This window comes from Desulfobacteraceae bacterium, from assembly GCA_022340425.1.
In the GTDB taxonomy this organism is placed as follows: domain Bacteria; phylum Desulfobacterota; class Desulfobacteria; order Desulfobacterales; family JAABRJ01; genus JAABRJ01.
The window spans coordinates 1-18800 of the sequence record JAJDNY010000170.1 but is presented as its reverse complement, the minus strand read 5'-3'; the positions used below and the strand labels follow the sequence as shown (position 1 = coordinate 18800).

Annotated in this window: 15 protein-coding genes; 8 read left to right on the top strand and 7 right to left on the bottom strand. The window is 63.9% G+C overall.

Annotated features, from left to right (window positions below; genetic code table 11):
• The 6 genes from LJE63_15200 to LJE63_15175 all read right to left on the bottom strand — a co-directional run.
• On the bottom strand, window positions 1–1047 hold a 1047-nt coding region (locus tag LJE63_15200; protein MCG6907951.1), incomplete at its 3' end, for an FAD-dependent oxidoreductase.
• Window positions 1044–1751: a VTT domain-containing protein gene (locus LJE63_15195; GenBank protein MCG6907950.1), complete on the bottom strand. Its 708-nt coding sequence runs from the start codon at window positions 1749–1751 to the stop codon at window positions 1044–1046. The genes LJE63_15195 and LJE63_15200, both read right to left, overlap by 4 nt.
• Before the next feature lie 18 nt (window positions 1752–1769).
• Window positions 1770–2570, bottom strand: a complete 801-nt coding sequence (locus LJE63_15190) for an ABC transporter ATP-binding protein (GenBank protein ID MCG6907949.1) — start codon at window positions 2568–2570, stop codon at window positions 1770–1772.
• On the bottom strand, window positions 2567–3283 hold the full coding sequence (locus tag LJE63_15185; protein MCG6907948.1) for an ABC transporter permease: 717 nt from the start codon (window positions 3281–3283) through the stop codon (window positions 2567–2569). The genes LJE63_15190 and LJE63_15185 overlap by 4 nt, the downstream gene beginning before the upstream one ends.
• Before the next feature lie 83 nt (window positions 3284–3366).
• A complete protein-coding gene (locus LJE63_15180) occupies window positions 3367–4326 on the bottom strand; it encodes an ABC transporter substrate-binding protein (GenBank protein ID MCG6907947.1) in 960 nt (319 codons plus the stop codon).
• 281 nt (window positions 4327–4607) lie between these two features.
• Window positions 4608–5306, bottom strand: a complete 699-nt coding sequence (locus tag LJE63_15175; GenBank protein MCG6907946.1) for a CerR family C-terminal domain-containing protein — start codon at window positions 5304–5306, stop codon at window positions 4608–4610.
• A gap of 262 nt (window positions 5307–5568) precedes the next feature.
• On the opposite strand from LJE63_15175, the gene LJE63_15170 reads away from it, so the two are divergent.
• From LJE63_15170 to LJE63_15135, 8 genes are all read left to right on the top strand, one after another.
• Window positions 5569–6720, top strand: a complete 1152-nt coding sequence (locus tag LJE63_15170; protein ID MCG6907945.1) for an efflux RND transporter periplasmic adaptor subunit — start codon at window positions 5569–5571, stop codon at window positions 6718–6720.
• Window positions 6721–6723: 3 nt separating this feature from the next.
• On the top strand, window positions 6724–9879 hold the full coding sequence (locus LJE63_15165; GenBank protein ID MCG6907944.1) for a multidrug efflux RND transporter permease subunit: 3156 nt from the start codon (window positions 6724–6726) through the stop codon (window positions 9877–9879).
• 68 nt (window positions 9880–9947) lie between these two features.
• Window positions 9948–11465: a TolC family protein gene (locus LJE63_15160; protein ID MCG6907943.1), complete on the top strand. Its 1518-nt coding sequence runs from the start codon at window positions 9948–9950 to the stop codon at window positions 11463–11465.
• Between the two features lie 76 nt (window positions 11466–11541).
• Entirely contained in the window at window positions 11542–12759 is a 1218-nt protein-coding gene (locus tag LJE63_15155) for a multidrug effflux MFS transporter (protein ID MCG6907942.1), read from the top strand.
• Between the two features lie 252 nt (window positions 12760–13011).
• Window positions 13012–14304: an efflux RND transporter periplasmic adaptor subunit gene (locus LJE63_15150; protein MCG6907941.1), complete on the top strand. Its 1293-nt coding sequence runs from the start codon at window positions 13012–13014 to the stop codon at window positions 14302–14304.
• Complete coding sequence (locus LJE63_15145; GenBank protein ID MCG6907940.1) at window positions 14301–15014, top strand: ABC transporter ATP-binding protein; 714 nt, start codon at window positions 14301–14303, stop codon at window positions 15012–15014. The genes LJE63_15150 and LJE63_15145 overlap by 4 nt, the downstream gene beginning before the upstream one ends.
• A gap of 15 nt (window positions 15015–15029) precedes the next feature.
• Window positions 15030–16241: an ABC transporter permease gene (locus tag LJE63_15140; GenBank protein ID MCG6907939.1), complete on the top strand. Its 1212-nt coding sequence runs from the start codon at window positions 15030–15032 to the stop codon at window positions 16239–16241.
• 109 nt (window positions 16242–16350) lie between these two features.
• Window positions 16351–17751: a glutamate-5-semialdehyde dehydrogenase gene (locus tag LJE63_15135; protein MCG6907938.1), complete on the top strand. Its 1401-nt coding sequence runs from the start codon at window positions 16351–16353 to the stop codon at window positions 17749–17751.
• A gap of 120 nt (window positions 17752–17871) precedes the next feature.
• Here LJE63_15135 and LJE63_15130 read toward each other — a convergent pair.
• A partial coding sequence (locus tag LJE63_15130; GenBank protein MCG6907937.1) for a hypothetical protein occupies window positions 17872–18800 on the bottom strand: 929 nt, incomplete at its 5' end.

Below are 18800 nucleotides of genomic sequence, written 5' to 3'. Positions count from 1 at the left end.
GAATTGATACGGCGAGCAGATATCGCCGGCCGCGAAGATATGGGGCTGGGTGGTTTGCAAGCGGTCATTGACCTGCACGCCTTTTTTATTGAAATCGACGCCGGCTGCGTCCAGCCCCAAATTTTCGACGTTCGGTGCGCGGCCCACGGCCACCAGCAGTTGGTCCACGACTTCATCGTAGCCCTTGCCGTGAGATTCGACGCTGAGGCGGATTTTGCCGCCTTCGGCTTTGGCAAGCTTCGGTTCTTTGCCGCAGCAGAGCAGCTTCACCCCGTCCTTTTGCATGGATTTCAGGACGACGCTGGAAGCATCGTTGTCCTCCCGGGGAAGAATGCCGTGCAGGGTTTCCACCAAAAGCACTTCCGAGCCGAAGCGGGCAAATGTTTGCGCCATTTCACAGCCAATGGGGCCGGCGCCGATGACGGCCAAACGCCTGGGAAGTTCGGTGAGGGAGAAGACGGTTTCATTGGTCAGGTAGGAAATCTCCTCCAAACCCGCGATCGGCGGTGCCGCGGCCCGCGCGCCGGTGGCGATGACCGCTTTTTTGAAGGCCAGGCGTTTGCCCGCCACCTCAACGGTGTGGGCATCGACGAACCGGCCATCGCCGACAAACACGTCGACTCCCATGTCGCTGAAGCGTTTGACCGAGTCGTGGGGTGCAATGGATGCCCGCAGCCGGCGCATGCGTTCCATGGCCCGGCCGAAATCCATCGCTACGCCCTCCGGGACATGCACACCGAACGCACCGGCGTCGCGGACGGCGGCGGCGGCCCGCGCGGCCCGGATGATCGCCTTGGACGGCACGCAGCCGACGTTCAGGCAGTCGCCGCCCATCAGGTGGCGCTCGATCAGGGCGACCCTGGCCCCCAAACCGGCGGCGGCCGCCGCGCAGACCAGCCCGGCGGTTCCCGCACCGATGACCACCAGGTTGTAGCGCGAAGCGGGCGTGGGGTTTTGCCAGTCCGCCGGATGGACGTGTGACACCAATTGCTGATTGTGCGCGTCCCATGGGCTGATGATGCTTTTATGGCGCTCATTGTTCGTCATTTTATGCCTCCCAAAGCCGATTTGTCGGCTTTTTTTGCTGAGCTCCAAACCTTCGTGAGAGGAGGGTGCGGCATCCTACCCGTGTCGCGTCCAACTGGTTGGGTGCGAAGAGTTTTGACGCACAATTGATCGATTTTATCGAACATCGGGTTCACCTTTTGCCTGCCGGCATTGACATAGACCACGGTCCCGGCCAGCATGCCGATCTGCGACACCCAGAAAAAGGTCAACGGCCGCATGCGGGTGAGCCCCATCAGCAGGTTGATGACGAAAAACGGGAAAACCGGCACTATACGGAGAGAAAAAAGATTGAAAGCACCCTCCCTTTCGATGCCGGCGTTGATGGGCGCCAATTTGTCGCCGAACCTGCCCTGAACCCAATCCCGCAGCATAAAGCGGGAAACGGCCCAGGCCAGGGTTTCGGACCCGGAGCGAAGGCACTCGGCGGTCACTTGCTCCGGGGTCGCCCGTTGGCCGGTCAAAAACCAGTGCAGATAGCGTAGCCCACGGATTGATTCCCGACTGACGCAAGGTTGGACTTGCCGGCGGCGTCTTGATCGACAAACCAGTGGAGTTCGCCATCCGTGGGCTTGGCCATCCGTGCCGAGCAGAACCAGATCGAATTGCGGGAATGCTCCGGAGCGCTTCCAGTTTGTTGTGCGCGCCGCGTCTTCGATCAGCCGCCGGAATTCCCCGGTTGCCATAGCCACAATCAAATTTTTTCAAAGGGCTTTTATTTTCGCGGTTATGGAACGGCACAGGGCGTAATAGCCGTCATCCTCTTTTTGCCTCGGCCGGAGGAGAGCGATTTGGAATTCCTCCTTGATGCGACCTGGCGCGTGATCGAACAGCAAAATTCGATCGGCCAGCAGCGCCGCTTCCCCCACGTCATGGGTCACGAAAACGATGGTGTGGGCCAACTCGGACCAGAGCCGCAGCAGCAGATCCTGCATTTCCTCACGCGTCTGGGCGTCCAGGGCGGCGAACGGCTCGTCCATGAGCAACACTTCAGGCTGCAGAATCAATACCCGCGCCAGGGCCACCCGCTGCTTCATGCCCCCTGAAATTTCCGCCGGCAGATAGTTGCCGAAATCGGTCAACCCCACCAGTGACAGAAAACGGTCCACGCCTCGTTCTTTTTCGCGGCGGGTGATCCCACGCCCTCGCAAACCAAAGGCGATGTTTTCCCTCACGGTCAGCCAGCCAAACAGGGCATCCTCCTGGAATACCACGCAACGGTCCGGTCCGGGCCGCGCGGCGGGCCTCCCGTTGATCCGAACAGCGCCGGTGCTGGGCTGCATGAAGCCGGCCAAAATTTTGAGCAGGGTCGACTTGCCGCACCCGCTGCGGCCAAGAATACAGAGAAACTCTCCGCGGCGGACCTTGAAAGCAATGTCCTGCAGCACCGTGATTTTCCCTGAACCATTGGTGGCAAAGGATTTGCTCACCCGCTCGACTTCAAGAATGTTCCGTGCCGCTGCCGGTTGTTTTCCCGGGTGGACGATCTGGAGGCGGGTCTTCACGGTATCCTCCGGGCGCTTTTGAAACTGAGTCGCAGCATCAGATAAAGCCCCACATCGCACAGCCGGCCGATAAGGGCGATCAAGATGATCCCCATCACGATGATGTCGATCCGGCCCAGCATGCGGGCGTCCATGATCAGGGCGCCCAGCCCGTTGGGCACGCCGGTCAACTCGCCCAGGACCAGGTAGGCCCAGGAAATCCCCATACCCAGGCGCAGTCCGGTGATGATATTGGGCATGGCCGCCGGCAGGAGAATCGCGAACGTGCCGCGCAAGCGGCGCACCCCCATCATGGCGCCCGCCTGCAGCAGCGTGGGATTGACCTGGCGGGCTCCGGCCTCGGCATTGAGGTAAACCGGAAAAAAGGCCGCCAGGGCCACCAGGAAGACGGTGGTTTTAATGCCGATGCCGAACCAGACCATGGCCAGAGGGAGCCAGCTGATGCCGGGAACCGCCCGCAGGGCGTTGATCGTGGTGCTCAACAGGCGGTTCACCAAGGCCAGCCGGCCGGAGAGAACCCCCAGCGGAATGCCCGCGATCACTGCCAGGCCGAACCCCAACAGCACCCGGGTGGCGCTGGCGGTGAAGTCTTCGAAAAACCGGCCTGCATAAGCTGTATCTGCGGAATCACCGAAAAGATAGGATGAAGCCGTCGCCAGGACATCCTTGGGATGCGGCAGCAGATAGGCAGGCGCCAGGCCGGTTTCGCACACAAAAAGCCATGTCAGGAAAAAAAGGCCCGGGAGCAGCCAGTTCAGCAACCGATGCGGCTGAGTCAATACTGCGATGTGGCGTATCATTTGAGTTGCGCCCTTGCCTGTTGGACAAACGAGAGGTCGAACAGCCGGTCGTAATCCGGTTGCCGCTCGATGATACCCAGAGCCTGCATGCGGCTGCCCAGCGCCTTGGCCTGCCGGACAAAGGTTTCATCCATGGCCCAGGCCAGCTCCATGTTCGGCGCCGCAGCTTCCAGGACATCGATAGGTGTACCGAAGGCCGAGGCCCGTTTCAGCCATTGCTCGGGGTGATCGACCAGAAAGCGCGTGGCCCTGGCATGCGCCAGCACCAGCGCGGCCACCTGTGCGGGGCGTTCTTCGACGGCGGCGCGCGTGACCAGCATGCCGGCGTTGATGGTTCCCACCGAATCGCCGTAATAGGGATAGGCGAGAATTCTGCCGTAGCCCTGCATGACAGCCAGGGTCGGAAAGGGCTCGCCGGAAAGGAAGGCGTCGATGCTCCCGCCCGCCAGGGCCGTTCCCATGTCGAAAAAATCCACCCGGACCAGCGTGACATCCGTTTGGGGTGAAATGCCGCTGCGCGTAAGCGTCTCCCGCAGCAGGATTTCGTGCATGGTGCCGGGAACATAGCCGATCGTTTTGCCTTTAAGGTCGGCCTCGGTTTGGATCGGGCCGTCCTTTTTGACCACCAGCGCCGAGCACTTGTTGCACAGCGCCGCCACCACCACCACGGGTTGGCCCACCGAGGCGGAATAGATCGCATGGGCCAGGGTGGTGCCGCACATCTCCAGGCTGCCTGCCAAAAGCGCCGTTTTCTGGTCGGCCGGGTTGGTGAAGGTAAAAACCCGGGTTTTCATCGAATCGGGAAGAAACTGTTCATAGAAAAACGGCTGGATGGTCTGGGCCGTTTTCCAGGTGCCGATGGGTACCGGTCCACCGGCGAGGGATGACAGCGGCTGAAACGTCAGGGATAGGGTGAGAAGCAAAGCGATCCAAAGGCATTGGGTGATACGTGTCATGATAAGCCTCATCCTTTTTCTACCGTTCCTTCCACAGATTCGGGTTGCCGCCGACTTTTGCCGCATGAAAACAATTGGATGGCAGGTCGGGGTCCCACGCCATCTCCTTTTAAATATAAATTGATATACAATGCCATACATTAATTTGCCGATGGCAATGGGCTATACTTCACCAATCGTGGAAATCAGGGACAAACGGGGAAACCGGATGGCAGTGGAACCGATGCTCAGCCCGGAGTAGTTGGCTGACCCATCCATAAGGTGCTGGGCCTTTTAACAGATTACCGGGGTTGCTTGAGCGACTCGGGCAGGGATTTCTGTTGGGGGAGAAGAAGCTTCTGGGGGCTGCGGTCGCGCACCGCTCTGACGCCGCCCAGAGAGAAGCGGGTGATGTGGTCGGCCATTTTCTCGACCACCTCCGGCGTCAGCGTCTGGCCCATCATGAACTCCAAATCGCTGCGGCGGGTGGTCACAAAAGCGCGGCATTGGTTGATGATGCTCATCTCGCAAAAAAGGACGTCCTCCTCCGGGGCCTGGGGACCAAGGACGGCCCGGATCAGCTCCTGCAGCCGCTGGCGGTGGGTGTTGACCATCTCATGCCAAGTGCGGTCCACCAGGCCGCTGGGGCGCGCCAGTTCCAGCATGTAGAGGCGGGCAAACTCGCCGTTACTGTCCTGCCGGCTGAATTCCAATACCAGCCGTCGTACTTGCCCGCGCAGGGCCGCCTCGGCGCTGGTGGCGGCGCCCTCGGGAGGGGTGAGCGGAAACTGGTCGGAGAAGGTCTGGAACGCCCGCTGCCAGGCGGCCACGTAAAGTCCCGCTTTGTCGCCGAAATAGTAGGAGACGGCGGCCACGTTGGCGCCGGCCTGACGGCAGATGTCGGCCACGGTGGCCTGGTGAAAGCCCTTGCAGGCGAAGACCTTGCAGGCGGCTTGCAGCAGGCGGGCGCGGGTTTTCTGACCATCTTTTCTCTGGGCCATGGGCTTGGATGCTCCAGTGGCGAGTGGGTTTGGCGGCCCCATCCGCATGGCGTCTTTTTCGACTGGCGCATGCAGGCAGCACTGCGGGCCGCACTTGGCTTCGATTGCCCAATCGCGGCGTATCGGCCCCCACCGCCGATTCGAGTCTTTATTTCAAATCAGCATTTAAAATTTCAATTTGAAATTGTCAACGAATTCTGCTATCCGCCTGTCACGGTCATCGCGGTTTTCAACGTCCCATCATGCTCAAAGGAACGAGATCATGCCGTTTCATCAAAACGTCTTTCATCGCCTGGGCCCCTTCCTTTTCGGTGTCGTGGTGCTCTCTTTGGCTTCCGCGGCCACCGCCGCGCCCCCCGGGCCGGGCCAGGGGCGGCCTCCGGTGGTGACGGTCCTGGCGGTCACCGAGGCCGAGGTCAACCCGCCCACGGAGCACGTCGGCCGCGTCGAGGCCATCCAGGCCGTTGACCTGCGCGCCCGGGTGCAGGGCTATCTGGAGGCGGTCAAGTTCAACGAGGGCTCGGACGTGCACGCCAGGGATCTGCTCTTCACCATCGAGCAGGCCCCCTACCTGGCCAGCGTCAACGCGGCGCGGGCCAAGGTGGCCAGCGCCCAGGCGGCCCTGACCAATGCCAGCCAGTACCTTCGACGGCTGCAGGCCGTGCGCTCGGGCGGGGTGTCGGCAACCGACCTGGAGGCCGCCGTCAGCAACGAGCTCAAGGCCCAGGCCCTGCTGCAGGAGGCCGAGGCCAGTCTAGAGCAGGCCGAGTTGGACTTGGGCTACACGATCATCAAGGCCCCCATCAGCGGCCGGATCGGGCGGACTGTCTTCACCAAGGGCAACCTGGTGGGGCCCGACTCGGGGGCCCTGGCACGGATCGTCCAGATCGACCCCATCCGGGTGGTCTACTCGGTGAGTGAGAATGACTATGCCGATGTTAAAACCAGCCACCAGGAGATGACCCCCGAGCAGCTCAGGCAAGAGCTGGTGCCTCGGCTGAAGCTCTCCAACGGGGAGCTCTATCCCGGCGCCGGCAAGCTCGCCTTTGCCGACAACGAGGTCGATGCCGACACCGGCACCATCGCTGTCTGGGCCGAGTTCGAAAACCCGCACGGCATCCTGCTGCCCGGGCAGTACGTCACCGTCCTGCTGAGTCTCAGCAACCCGCGGCGCCTGCCGGTGGTGCCCCAGTCGGCGGTCCAGGAGGACCGTGAGGGCCGCTACGTCTTCGTGGTGGACGGCGACAACAAGGTCCAGCAGCGGCGCATCACCACCGGGGCGGTGGTTGGGGTCAACTGGGCGGTGGAAGCCGGGTTGATGGCCGGTGAGACCGTGATCGTGCAGGGGGTCCAGAAAGTCCGCCCCGGCCAGGTGGTCGAAACCGTTTTCGAGGGTGTGCAGGAGAGGGGGTAGGGCATGTTTTCACGGATTTTCATCGAGCGTCCGCGCATGGCGATGGTGATCTCGATCATCATCTCGCTGGCCGGCGTGCTGGCCCTGTTGAACATTCCCATCGCCCAGTACCCCCAGATCACCCCGCCGGAAATCCGGGTCAGCGCCACCTATCCCGGCGCCAACGCCCAGGTGGTGGCCGACAGCGTGGCCGCGCCGCTGGAGGCCGAAATCAACGGCGTCGAGGACATGCTCTACATGGTTTCGACCTCCTCCAACGACGGCGGCTACAACCTGAGCGTCACCTTCGCGGTGGGTACCGACCCCGACATCGCCCAGGTCAACGTTCAAAATCGGGTCCAGCAGGCCACCGCCAAGCTGCCCAGCGAGGTCACCGAGCAGGGGATCTCGGTGCGCACGCGCTCCTCGGACATGCTGGCGGTGATCAGCTTCTTTTCCCCCGAAGGCAGTCGCGACGTCCTGTTCTTGAGCAACTACGTCAGCATCAATGTCAAGGACGCCCTGACGCGCATCAAGGGGGTTAGCGAGGGGTTCATTTTCGGCGCCAAGGATTACAGCATGCGGGTCTGGATGGACCCCGAGCGCTTGACCTCCTTGGGGCTGACGGCCGACGACGTCGTGACCGCCATCCGGCAGCAGAACATCCAGGCGGCTGCTGGGGCCATCGGCACGGCCCCGGGCAACGAGAACCAGCAGGTCCAGTTCACCCTGCGGGCCGAAGGGCGCCTCAAGAATGTCGCCGATTTCAAGAACATCGTCGTGCAAACCAACGCCCAGGGCGGCGTGGTGCGCCTCAAGGATGTCGCGCGGGTGGAGCTCGGGGCCCAGTCCTACTCCTCCAGCTCCACCCTGAACGGTTCCCCGGCGGTCAACATGGCCATCTACCGCAGCGCCGGGGCCAACGCCCTGGAAACCGTCCAGGCCATCGAGGCCGAGCTAAAACGCCTCTCCCAGCGGTTTCCCGAGGGTGTCCAGTACCGCTCGGTCTACGATACCACCAAGTACGTGCGCTCGGCGATCCGCGAAATCGCGCTGACCTTGATGATCACCTTCAGCCTGGTGGTGGCCGTCACGTTTCTCTTTCTGCAGGATTGGCGGGCGACCCTGATCCCCGTTTTGACCATCCCGGTCTCCCTCGTGGGCACCTTCGCGGCCCTCCTGGCCCTGGGTATGACCGCCAACACGATCACCCTCTTCGCCCTGATCCTGGCCATCGGCGTAGTGGTCGACGACGCCATCGTGGTGGTCGAAAACGCCCAGCGGGTGATGCAGGAGGAGGGGCTCGGGGCCAAGGACGCGGCCATCCGGGCGATGGGGCAGGTGACCGGCCCGATTATCTCCACCACCCTGGTGCTGCTGGCCGTCTTCGTCCCGGTGGGTTTCATGCCCGGCATCACCGGGCAGCTTTACAAACAGTTCGCCGTGACCCTCTCGACGGCGGTGCTGCTCTCCAGCCTCAACGCCCTGACCCTCAGCCCGGCCCTGTGCGCCGCACTGCTGCGGCCGCCGCGCAGCATACGCCGGGGGCCGCTGGCCTGGTTCAGCCGGGTCCTGCTTGCCTCCCGCAGCAGCTATGTGGCCGGGGCCGCTTGGTTGATGCGCCGCACGGTTGTGGTGCTGGGGGTGTTCGGGCTGGTTTTTGGCGCGGCTTACTTTCTTTTCATCAGCCGGCCCACCAGTTTCCTGCCCAGCGAAGATCAGGGCGCCTTTTTCGTTGACATCCAACTGCCCGAAGCCGCCGCCCTTGCGCGCACCAACGCCGTTTTGGCCCAGGTTTCCGAGACGATCCAGAACATTCCCGGGGTGGCGGATGTCATCGCCGTCAGCGGTTTTAGCATCATCAGCGGCTCTAGCGAAAACGTCGGCCTGGCCGTCGTCGTGCTGGAGCCCTGGAGTGCGCGCAAAACACCCGAGGTTCAGCTCGCGGGCTTGATGGGCCGGGTGCGTGCCGAGCTGGCGGCCATGCCGACGGCGAATATTTTCGCCTTCAGCCCCCCCGCCATTCAAGGGCTGGGCAGCACCGGCGGGTTCGATTTCCGGCTGCAGGCCCTGGGCGACCAGAGCCCCCAGGAACTCGCGGCCGTCACCCGTGCCATGGTAGTGGCCGCCAACCAGGATCGGACCCTGCAGGCGGTTTTCAGCACCTACTCCGCCGACGTGCCCCAGCTGATGCTCAACCTCGACCGCACCAAGAGCGAAACCATGAACGTGCCGGTCAGCAGCGTCTTTTCCACCCTGCAGTCCCAGTTGGGATCGCGCTATGTAAACGATTTCAACCTCTACGGCCGGGTCTTTCAGGTCAAGGTCCAGGCCGACGCACCCTACCGCGACGCCTTGGAGGACATCGGCCGGCTTTACGTGCGCAGCGAAGACGACAAGATGGTGCCGCTGAGCAGCCTGGCCACCCTCTCCACGGTTCTCGCGCCCCAGATCATCAGCCGCTACAACCAGTTCACCAGCGCCCAGATCAACGGCGAAGCCGGCCCGGGCTTCAGTTCGGGGGAGGCCATGGCCGCCATGTCCCGGGTGGCCGCGGCCACCCTGCCTGAAAACTACGCCTACGAGTGGTCCGGTCTGTCGTTCCAGGAGCAGAAGGCCGGCGGCCAGGCGCCGGTTTTGCTGGCCCTGGCCCTGCTTTTCGGCTACCTCTTCCTGGTGGCGCAGTACGAGAGCTGGACTATTCCGCTGCCGGTCATCATCTCGATTTCGGTTGCGGCCCTGGGGGCCCTGGCGGGGCTTTGGGTTACCGGGCTCGCCCTCAGCATCTATGCCCAGATCGGGCTGGTGCTGCTGGTGGGGCTGGCCAGCAAAAACGCGATCCTGATCGTGGAGTTCGCCAAAACCCGCCGGGAGGAGGGCCTGAGCGTTTTCGATGCGGCCATCGACGGGGCGCGGCTGCGTTTCCGGGCGGTCCTGATGACTGCCTTCTCCTTTATTTTCGGGGTCTTTCCGATGGTGGTGGCGACGGGTGCGGGGGCCAACAGCCGTCGGGCGATCGGCACCACCGTTTTTAGCGGCATGCTGGCCGCCACCCTGATCGGGATCTTTCTGATCCCCTCTCTCTACGCCATCTTCCAGTCCAGCCGCGAACGGGTCTACGCCCGCCGCCGGCAGCGGCGGGCCCTCAAGCAGGCCGACCCTCAAAGTGGCACGCCCTGACGGGCGGAACAGCGCCGAAGGGAGCGGATTTCGGCTTAGGCCGGGTAATTAGACCAAAAGAGAAGCATATGAAAAAATCGATCCCCCAGTCATTTCCCATCCCTCTGCCTGCCGGTGGCCGGCGGTTCCGCTCGGGTGCCGGGCTGTTGGCGGTCTTTGTCGTCGCTGCCGGCCTCGGCCTGGGTGCGTGCGCCGCCGTGGGGCCGGACTACGTGCCGCCGCCTGACGACCCGCCGGCGGCCTGGCACACCGTTTTGCAGGACGGTTTGAACGCGGCCGCCCCTGACCCGCTGACCCTTTCGCGCTGGTGGTCGACCCTCAACGACCCAGATCTCTCGCGCTTCATCGAGCGCGCCGTTCTGGGCAACCGCGACCTCGCCGAGGCCCTGGCCCGGGTCCGTGAGGCGCGCGCCCGTCGGGGGATCAGCCAGGCCGGCCTCTTTCCGACGGTGGATGCCGCCGGTGCGGTCACCCGCAGCCGCAGCAGCGAGAACAGCGGCTCCGGGGAGACCGGCAACTTCTACTCGGCCGGCTTCGACGCCGGCTGGGAGCTGGATATCTTCGGCGGTGTGCGGCGTGCCATCGAAGCCGCCGAGATGGAGCTGCAGGCCAGCCAGGAGGATCTCAACGACGTGATGGTCAGCCTGCTGGCCGAGGTGGCTTTCAACTACGTGGAAGCGCGCACCTTCCAGGCACGGCTTGGGGTGGCCGAGGCCAACGTCGTCGCCCAGGAGGAAACTTTCGACCTGACCCGCTCGCGTTTCGAGGCTGGGCTCAGCGACGAGCTGGCCGTTCAGCAGTCCCTTTTCAACCTGGAGACCACCCGCTCCCGGATCCCGAGCCTGCGGACCGGACTGGAGGCGGCCAAAAACCGCCTGGCGGTGCTGCTGGGCGAAAAACCCGGCGCGGTTCACGCGGAGCTCGCCGAACGCCGGCCCATCCCCTTGACGCCGCTTGAGATCGCGGTCGGCGTGCCGGCCGATGCCCTGCGCCGCCGGCCCGACGTGCGCCGCGCCGAGCGCAGCCTGGCGGCCCAAACGGCCCGCATCGGGGTGGCCACCGCCGATCTGTACCCGAAATTCACGCTGGCCGGCGGCATCGGGCTCGAATCGGTTTCCGGCGGGCAGTGGCTGGAGTACGGCAGCCGCACCTGGCGTCTGGGGCCCGGCGTCAGCTGGAACGTGTTCGACGCCGGCGCCATCCGCCGCAACATCGAGGTGCAGTCCGCGCTCCAGGAGCAGGCACTGATCGGCTACGAAGCCGTCCTCTTGAACGCCCTGGAGGAGGTCGAAAACGCCCTGGTGGCCTATGCCGAAGAGCAGTTGCGGCGCGAAGCGCTGAACCGGGCGACGGAGGCCGCGGCCAAGGCGGTGCAGCTGGCCCAGGACCAGTACAAGGCCGGGCTGGTGGATTTCAGCGATGTGCTGGTCGCCCAGCGTTCCCTGCTGACCCTGGAAGACGAGCTGGCGATCAGCGAGGGCACCGTGACCGGCAACCTCGTGCGCCTCTACAAGGCCCTCGGCGGGGGCTGGCAGCCGCTGAACGGTGACGGTGCCGAGGGTGGATGGCAGCCAAGTGCCTCTTAGGGCGGCGGCCGGTTCACCTCAGGGTGGATGTCCGGCCAACGCCGGCGGCTTTTTGTCGGTGGGAGCGGTTTTAACCGTGAGCCCGCCGAAAGTGGGGCACAGCACCCGCTTGGTGCTGCTCTTGGCGCTGCTCTCGGCCTTTCCGCCGCTGGCCACCGATATGTACCTGCCGGCCATCCCCCTGCTGGTTCAGCGCTGGCAGCAGCCGCTGGCGTTGGTCAACCTGACCCTGATCGGCTTTTTCGTGGGCTACTGCGGGTTTCTGCTGGTCTATGGACCGCTCTCGGACCGTTTCGGCCGACGGCGCCCGCTGTTGGTCGGGATTGCGATTTTCATCTTGGCCAGCCTGCTGTGCGCCCTTTCGAACAACGTGGTCAGCCTGATCGTTTTCCGGGTCCTGCAAGCCGCCGGGGCGGCCTCGGCCTCCGCCCTGGCCCTGGCCATCAGCAAGGACGTTTATGCAGGGCATGAGCGGGAGCGCATTCTGGCCACCATCGGGGTCATTATGGCCCTGGCACCCATGCTGGCCCCGGTTTTTGGCGGCTGGATAATGACCTGGTTTTCCTGGCGCTGGGTGTTTGTAACCCAGGCGGCCGTGGCGCTGGTGGCATGGATAGGCGTCCTGCGAATGCCCGAAACGCTTCGATTTCCAGCCAATGTCGGCGCCCTGCAGACCGCCGCGAGCTATCTGGAGCTTTTGGGCAACCGGCGTTACATTGGCTTTGCCTTCATGATGGCCCTGGTGGTGCTGCCGCATTTCGCTTTCATCGCGGCTTCAGCGGATGTCTACATCACCCGGCTGGGACTCTCCGAGCAAGTTTTCGGTTATTTTTTCGCTCTCAACGCCGCGGCCATCATGACCGGCGCGCTGGCCTGCACCCGGCTGTTGCCCCGGCTGGGCGCCGCCCATCTCATGACCGCGGGCTTTGCGGGCATTCTGCTGGGCGGAGTCGTGATGCTGCTGGGTTGGTTCGCCGGCCCGTGGGGTCTCGCCCTGCCCATGGCGCTGATCTCGTTTTCCTTCGGGCTCAGCCGACCGCCCAGCAACAACCTGGTGCTGGAGCAGGTCGTGCGCCACGCCGGAGCCGCCTCTTCCCTGCTGATCTTCATCTATTTTCTGGTCGGCGCTTTCGCCATGTGGCTGATTTCATTGGACTGGGCGGATAAGATCGGCATCATCGGAATCCTGGGCGCCGGCGCCGGCGGCACCCTGCTTTGCCTGTGGCTGCTGGTGGCGCGGGGGGCGCATCCAAATGCGCCGGTGAGCTTGACCAATCCAGGCGGCGGGGCCTGAGGGCCTCGGCAATAAATAATGCCACATCTTGCTTGTCTTTTGGCCCGCCACCGGCGTTACATCCGCCGGCACATATCCCGATATGCACCGGCGAATGTGCCTGGGTGACGAACCAAAATCCGGCGCAATATTGTCGAATTATTTATTGCCGCGACCCTGAAGACGAACCTTTGGCACCCGTTTTCAAAGACTTTTTGTCGCTGGTGCCGCGGCGGTTCGCTACCGGGCCCCGACCCGACGGTGGGGTAGGAAATGAAAGACGATTTACACAAATCCATTCCCGATATCGCCGACACGCTGGGGCTGGATGGTAAACTCGGTTCCGGCCGACGGTTGTGGCGTTGGCTGGGCGTGAGCTTTGCCGCGCTGCTGCTTGCGGCGGCGGGGGTCTACTGGCTGCAGCGCTCCGGCGGCGACGGGGTGCAGTACCAGACCCAGGAGGCCCGGCGTGGGGACCTGACGGTGACCGTCACGGCCACCGGCAACCTGGCGCCCACCAACGAGGTGGAAGTGGGCAGCGAGCTTTCCGGGATCGTCCGGACCGTGGCGGTCGACTACAACGCGCGGGTCACCGTCGGCCAGCCCCTGGCGCACCTGGACGACACCAAATTTGCGGCCGCGGTGATGAAATCCCGCGCCGCGCTGGCCTCGGCGCAGGCCCAGCTCAAGCGGGCGCAGGCGACGCTGGTCAAGGAAGAGCAGAACCTCAAACGGATTCAGGAGGCGCGCCGAATTTCCGGCGGGAGGCTGCTTTCCGACAGCGATCTGGAAAGCGCCGAAGCTGAACTGGAGCGCGCCCGCGCCGAGGTGGCCATCGCCCGGGCGGCCATTCAACAGGCCGAGGCGACCCTGCTGTCAGATGAAACCGATCTGGCCAAGACCGTCATCTACTCGCCGGTGGACGGCATCGTGCTGGCCCGCACCGTCGACCCTGGTCAGACCGTGGCGGCTTCCCTGCAGGCGCCGGTGCTCTTCACCCTGGCCGAGGACCTGGCCGAGATGGAGCTGCAGGTGGATGTGGACGAGGCCGACGTCGGGCTGGTCCAGGAGGGGCAGACCGCCATCTTCACCGTCGACGCCTACCCCGAGCGGACCTTTCAGGCCCTGATCACCCAGGTACGCTACGGTTCGCAAACCACCGACGGGGTGGTCACCTACAAGGCGGTCCTCAAGGTGGACAACCCGGACCTGGCCCTGCGGCCGGGAATGACCGCCACGGCCGATATCACCGTCCAGAAAATTGAAGACGCCCTCTTGGTGCCCAACGCCGCCCTGCGTTTCAGCCCGCCGCAGCCCAAAGAAAAGGGCCGCAGCCGCGGACTTTTCGAGGTGCTGATCCCGCGGCCGCCGCGAAGCGGCGCCCGGCCCCAGTCCGATGTCAAGGGCGAGGGGAAGCGGCAGCGGGTTTGGCTGCTGGATGATGGCGGGCCGGTGCCCAGGGCGGTGACCATCGGCGCCACCGATGGCGCCTACACCGTCGTGACCGCCGGCGACCTGGCGCCCGGCGCGGCGCTGGTGGTCGGCAGCATCGGCGGACTCAAATGAGCGCCGCCCCATCCGGCAGCGGATCATCCCCGGTGCTGATCGAACTCCAGGGGGTGACCAAGATCTACGGGCGGGGCCAGGCCGCCATGCGCGCCCTGGACGGTGTCGATCTCAACATCCGGCAAGGCGAATTTGTGGCCGTGATGGGGCCCAGCGGTTCGGGCAAGTCCACCTGCATGAATATCCTGGGATGCCTGGACACCCCCAGCGGCGGCGACTACCGCTTCGGGGGCGTGAATGTCGGGCGCCTCAGCCGGGATCAGCGCGCGCTGCTGCGTCGCCACTACCTGGGGTTTGTTTTTCAAGGCTTCAACCTCCTCAACCGGACCTCCGCCCTTGAAAATGTCGAGCTGCCGCTGATCTATCGCGGGCTGCCGGTGCGGCGGCGGCGGGCCAAGGCCCGAGGGGCCCTTGCCGCGGTGGGGCTGGCAGGCTGGGAGCGCCACACCCCAGGTGAGCTTTCCGGCGGGCAGCAGCAGCGGGTGGCCATTGCACGGGCCATCGTCAGCGACCCCGAAGTCCTGCTGGCCGATGAACCCACCGGCAACCTGGACTCGGCCCGCAGCCGGGAAATCATGAATCTGCTTTCCGGGTTCAACCGCGACCGCGGCATCACCATCATCATGGTGACCCACGAGGCCGACATGGCGGCTTTCGCCCGCCGCCGGGTGGACTTCCTGGACGGCCGCATCGCCGGCGGATCCGAATAGAGGGGGCAACGGTCCATGCTCTGGGAAACCTACCGCCTGGCCCAGCGCGAAATCCTGCGCAACGGGCTGCGCTCCTCGCTGACGGTGCTGGGCATCGTGATCGGGGTGGCGGCCGTCATCACCATGGTGACGTTGGGCGACGGCGCCACCGCCCAAGTCACCAGCGAGATCTCCAAACTGGGCAGTAATATGCTGCAGGTCCGCCGCGGTCAGGGGTTTCGCCTGCCGGGCGGCGCTAGAATTCCCGCCAAACGCTTCAAAATAGCCGATGCTTTGGCCATCGAGCGCGATGTCCTGGGGCTCAAGGCTGTTGCGCCGGCGGTCACCACCACGCGTCAGGCGATCTTCCGCAATGTTAACTGGTCCACCTCGGTGACGGGCAGCACCAACCAATTCCTGGTCGTTCGCGACTGGCCTTTGGCCGCCGGGCGGGTGTTCAGCGACAACGAGCTGCGGGCCGGAAAGGCCGTCTGCCTGCTGGGCGCCACGGTCCGCCAGCAGCTCTTCGGCGGCGAGGACCCCATCGGCGCCACCATCCGCCTGGGCAAGATTTCCTTCACGGTCATCGGCGTGCTGCAAGCCAAGGGGCAGTCGAGTTTCGGCACCGACCAGGACGACCTGATCCTGATTCCCCTCAAGACCATGCAGCGGCGCTTCACCGGCAGGACCGACGTCAACATCATCTACCTTTCGGCCGCCGACGGGGTGTCCACCGAACAGGTCCAGGCCGACACCGAAGCCCTGATGCGCGAGCGGCGCCGCATCCAGATCGGCGAGGAGGATGATTTCCACGTGCGCGACATGAAGGAGATCATCGCCACCCTGACCGGCACCACCCGGGTGCTCACCGGTTTGCTGGGGGCCGTGGCGGCCGTGAGCCTGCTGGTGGGGGGGATCGGCATCATGAACATCATGCTGGTCTCGGTCACCGAGCGCACCCGTGAGATCGGCACCCGGCTGGCCATCGGCGCCCTGGAGCGCGAGGTTCTGCTCCAGTTTCTGGTGGAGGCGATGGTGCTGGCGGTTTTCGGCGGGGTGGTGGGGATCGTCCTGGGGCTGGCGGCGGCCTGGCTGGGCGCCCGCGCGATGGCGATGCCCTTCGTCTTCAACCCCGGCATCGTTGCGGCGGCTTTTGTCTTCTCCGGTGCGGTGGGGGTGGTCTTCGGCTTTTTCCCCGCCCGCAAGGCCGCCCGGCTGGATCCCATCGAGGCCTTGCGGCACGAGTAGTCGAGGGCGAAGCGCCCGCCCGGCTGTAACGGCGGCCGTTCTGCTTGGGAGTTCTGCTGGGCGGTCGCACGAATCCCTTGACGGCGCGGGCAGCGGCGCATAATTAAGAATGAGACTGAAACCGCCCCTGCGCTTGTACGGCAAGCGCGGAACCTGCCGGGCACCCTTTTGCCGAATCCAAATCGAGGACGCCATGGAGATCACCGCTATCGCGCGGCAGGCCCAGGAAGCCTGCCGGCAGTTGGCCGCCGCCAAAAGCGATGCCAAAAACCGGGCCCTGGCCGCCATCGCCCGGGCGCTGGAAACCCACCGGGACGAGATCGTGGCCGCCAACCGGCGCGACCTGGCCCGTGCCGAGACCGAAAACCTGGCCGCACCGCTGTTAAAGCGCCTGCGCTTCGACGAGGCCAAAATCACCGAGGCCGTGGAGGGCATCCACAGTCTGGTGGCGCTGCCCGATCCGGTGGGGGCAACCCTCAGCGCCACCGAGCTTGACCAGGGGCTGGAGCTCTACAAGGTCAGCTGCCCCATCGGGGTGATCGGCGTGATCTTCGAGTCGCGGCCCGATGCCCTGGTGCAGATCTCCTGCCTGTGCCTGAAGAGCGGCAACGCCGTCCTGCTCAAGGGCGGCAGCGAGGCGGCGGCCACCAACCGCATCCTGGCCGAGACGATCAGCGCCGCCAGCGTCGCCGCCGGCATGCCCGCCGGGTGGCTGGCGCTGCTCGAGACCCGCGCGGATGTGGCGGCGATCCTGGGACTGGACGAGGATATCGATCTGATCATCCCGCGCGGCAGCAACGAGTTCGTGCGCCACATCATGGACAACACCGCCATCCCGGTCCTGGGGCACGCCGACGGCATCTGCCACGTCTACATCGACCGCTACGCGGAGTTGGACATGGCCGTACGCATCGCGGTGGACAGCAAAACCCAGTACGTCGCGGTCTGCAACGCCGCCGAAACGATCCTGGTGCACCAGGCGTTGGCCGCCGGGCTCCTGCCCGGGCTCAAAACCGCCCTGGAAGCGCGCGGGGTCGAGATCCGCGGCTGTGCGCGCACCCGTGCGCTGATCGACGTGGCGGCTGCGGTTGAACAGGATTGGCGCACCGAATACCTCGACCTGATCGTCTCGGTCGGAGTGGTGAACGATCTGGATGCGGCCATCGCACACATCAACCGCTACGGCTCGGGTCACACCGACGTGATTGTCACCGCGGACCGCGCACGCGCCCTGCGTTTTATGGACTACGTGGATGCGGCGGACGTCTTCTGGAACTGCAGCAGCCGGTTTTCAGACGGCTTTCGCTACGGGCTGGGGGCCGAGGTGGGGATCAGCACGAGCAAGATCCACGCCCGGGGACCGGTGGGGCTGGAAGGCCTGGTGATCTACAAGTGGCGGATGATCGGAAGCGGCCAGATCGTGGCCGACTACAGCGGTCCGGGCGCCAAGCCCTTCACCCACCGGCGGTTGGCCAGAACCTTTGATGGCGCCTTGCGGGCCGACGGTTGAAGGACCCAAGCCGCCCATAGCGCCGGCGGGCGGGGGCAAAGGATGGTTTGAATAAACGCCAATACCGGGAAATGCGCCAGGGCTTTCATTTTGCCGATTTACGGCTCATCGCATGCCAAGCTAAGGTATTAACTTTGCATAATCCAGCGTTTTTGTTGTTGGAAGTGGGTTTTTTGGGGATTTTTTTTCCAAAAAACTGAACCTGAGCCAGGGTTTTCTGCAGTTGCGATGATATCGATCCAGGTTACAATAGATAGCTTTGACAAGCTCGTTTTGCCCCAAAGCTTTTAAGCCGGGAATCGCCTCCTCGTAGCAGAAACAGGCGTAGTCGTTTCTAATGATTGCCGCTTTTCTGACCAATTCCGGGGTGAGCTGAGCGGGAAAGGACGGGGCCGAGCCGAGTTTGCCCAGTGCCGCCAGGGCAAGCATGGTGCGCACACACTTTTCGCAACAGCAGCAGTTCAACTGATGTTGGGTATATTTTTTAAAACAATTGCAGACCCTCAGGTGGCGAAGCGCGGTATCCCATTCGGCGACCAGGCGCGTTTTTCCTAGACGGGTCAAGGTGATGCCGTCATGACGGATACGCATGTCACAACTGCTGTAAAGCGGATCAAGAATCGGGTGGGAACCCCAAGGGGATAAGTTGGTCAAACCACAGGTGGACGCGATGGATATACGGGCCAAATAGCCTGAAAATGCATGCGCCACTGCAGCCAGAGCGCATCCGCCAAATTCAAACCCCCAGAACTGGAAGTCCATTCCCGCATCTTCCCGACGATAAACGAGGTAGACATTGGTGTAGACAGGGATAAAGCGGATTCCAGTATCTTCGGCAACACCGACCAGGGATGACACCACATGTTGGAACAAGGCGGGGTTATCCTGTTCAAGGCCGAATACCAGAATGCCATCCGTGATATATAAGGCATCGTCGGGTTTGTTTTTCAAATGATTGGTTCTGAGAGTGGCAAAGGAATCGACCCCGCCGGAAAAAAAGAAACCATTGCGATTTCTTTTGGGGGCAGCAGGCGCGCGACAACCTGTGC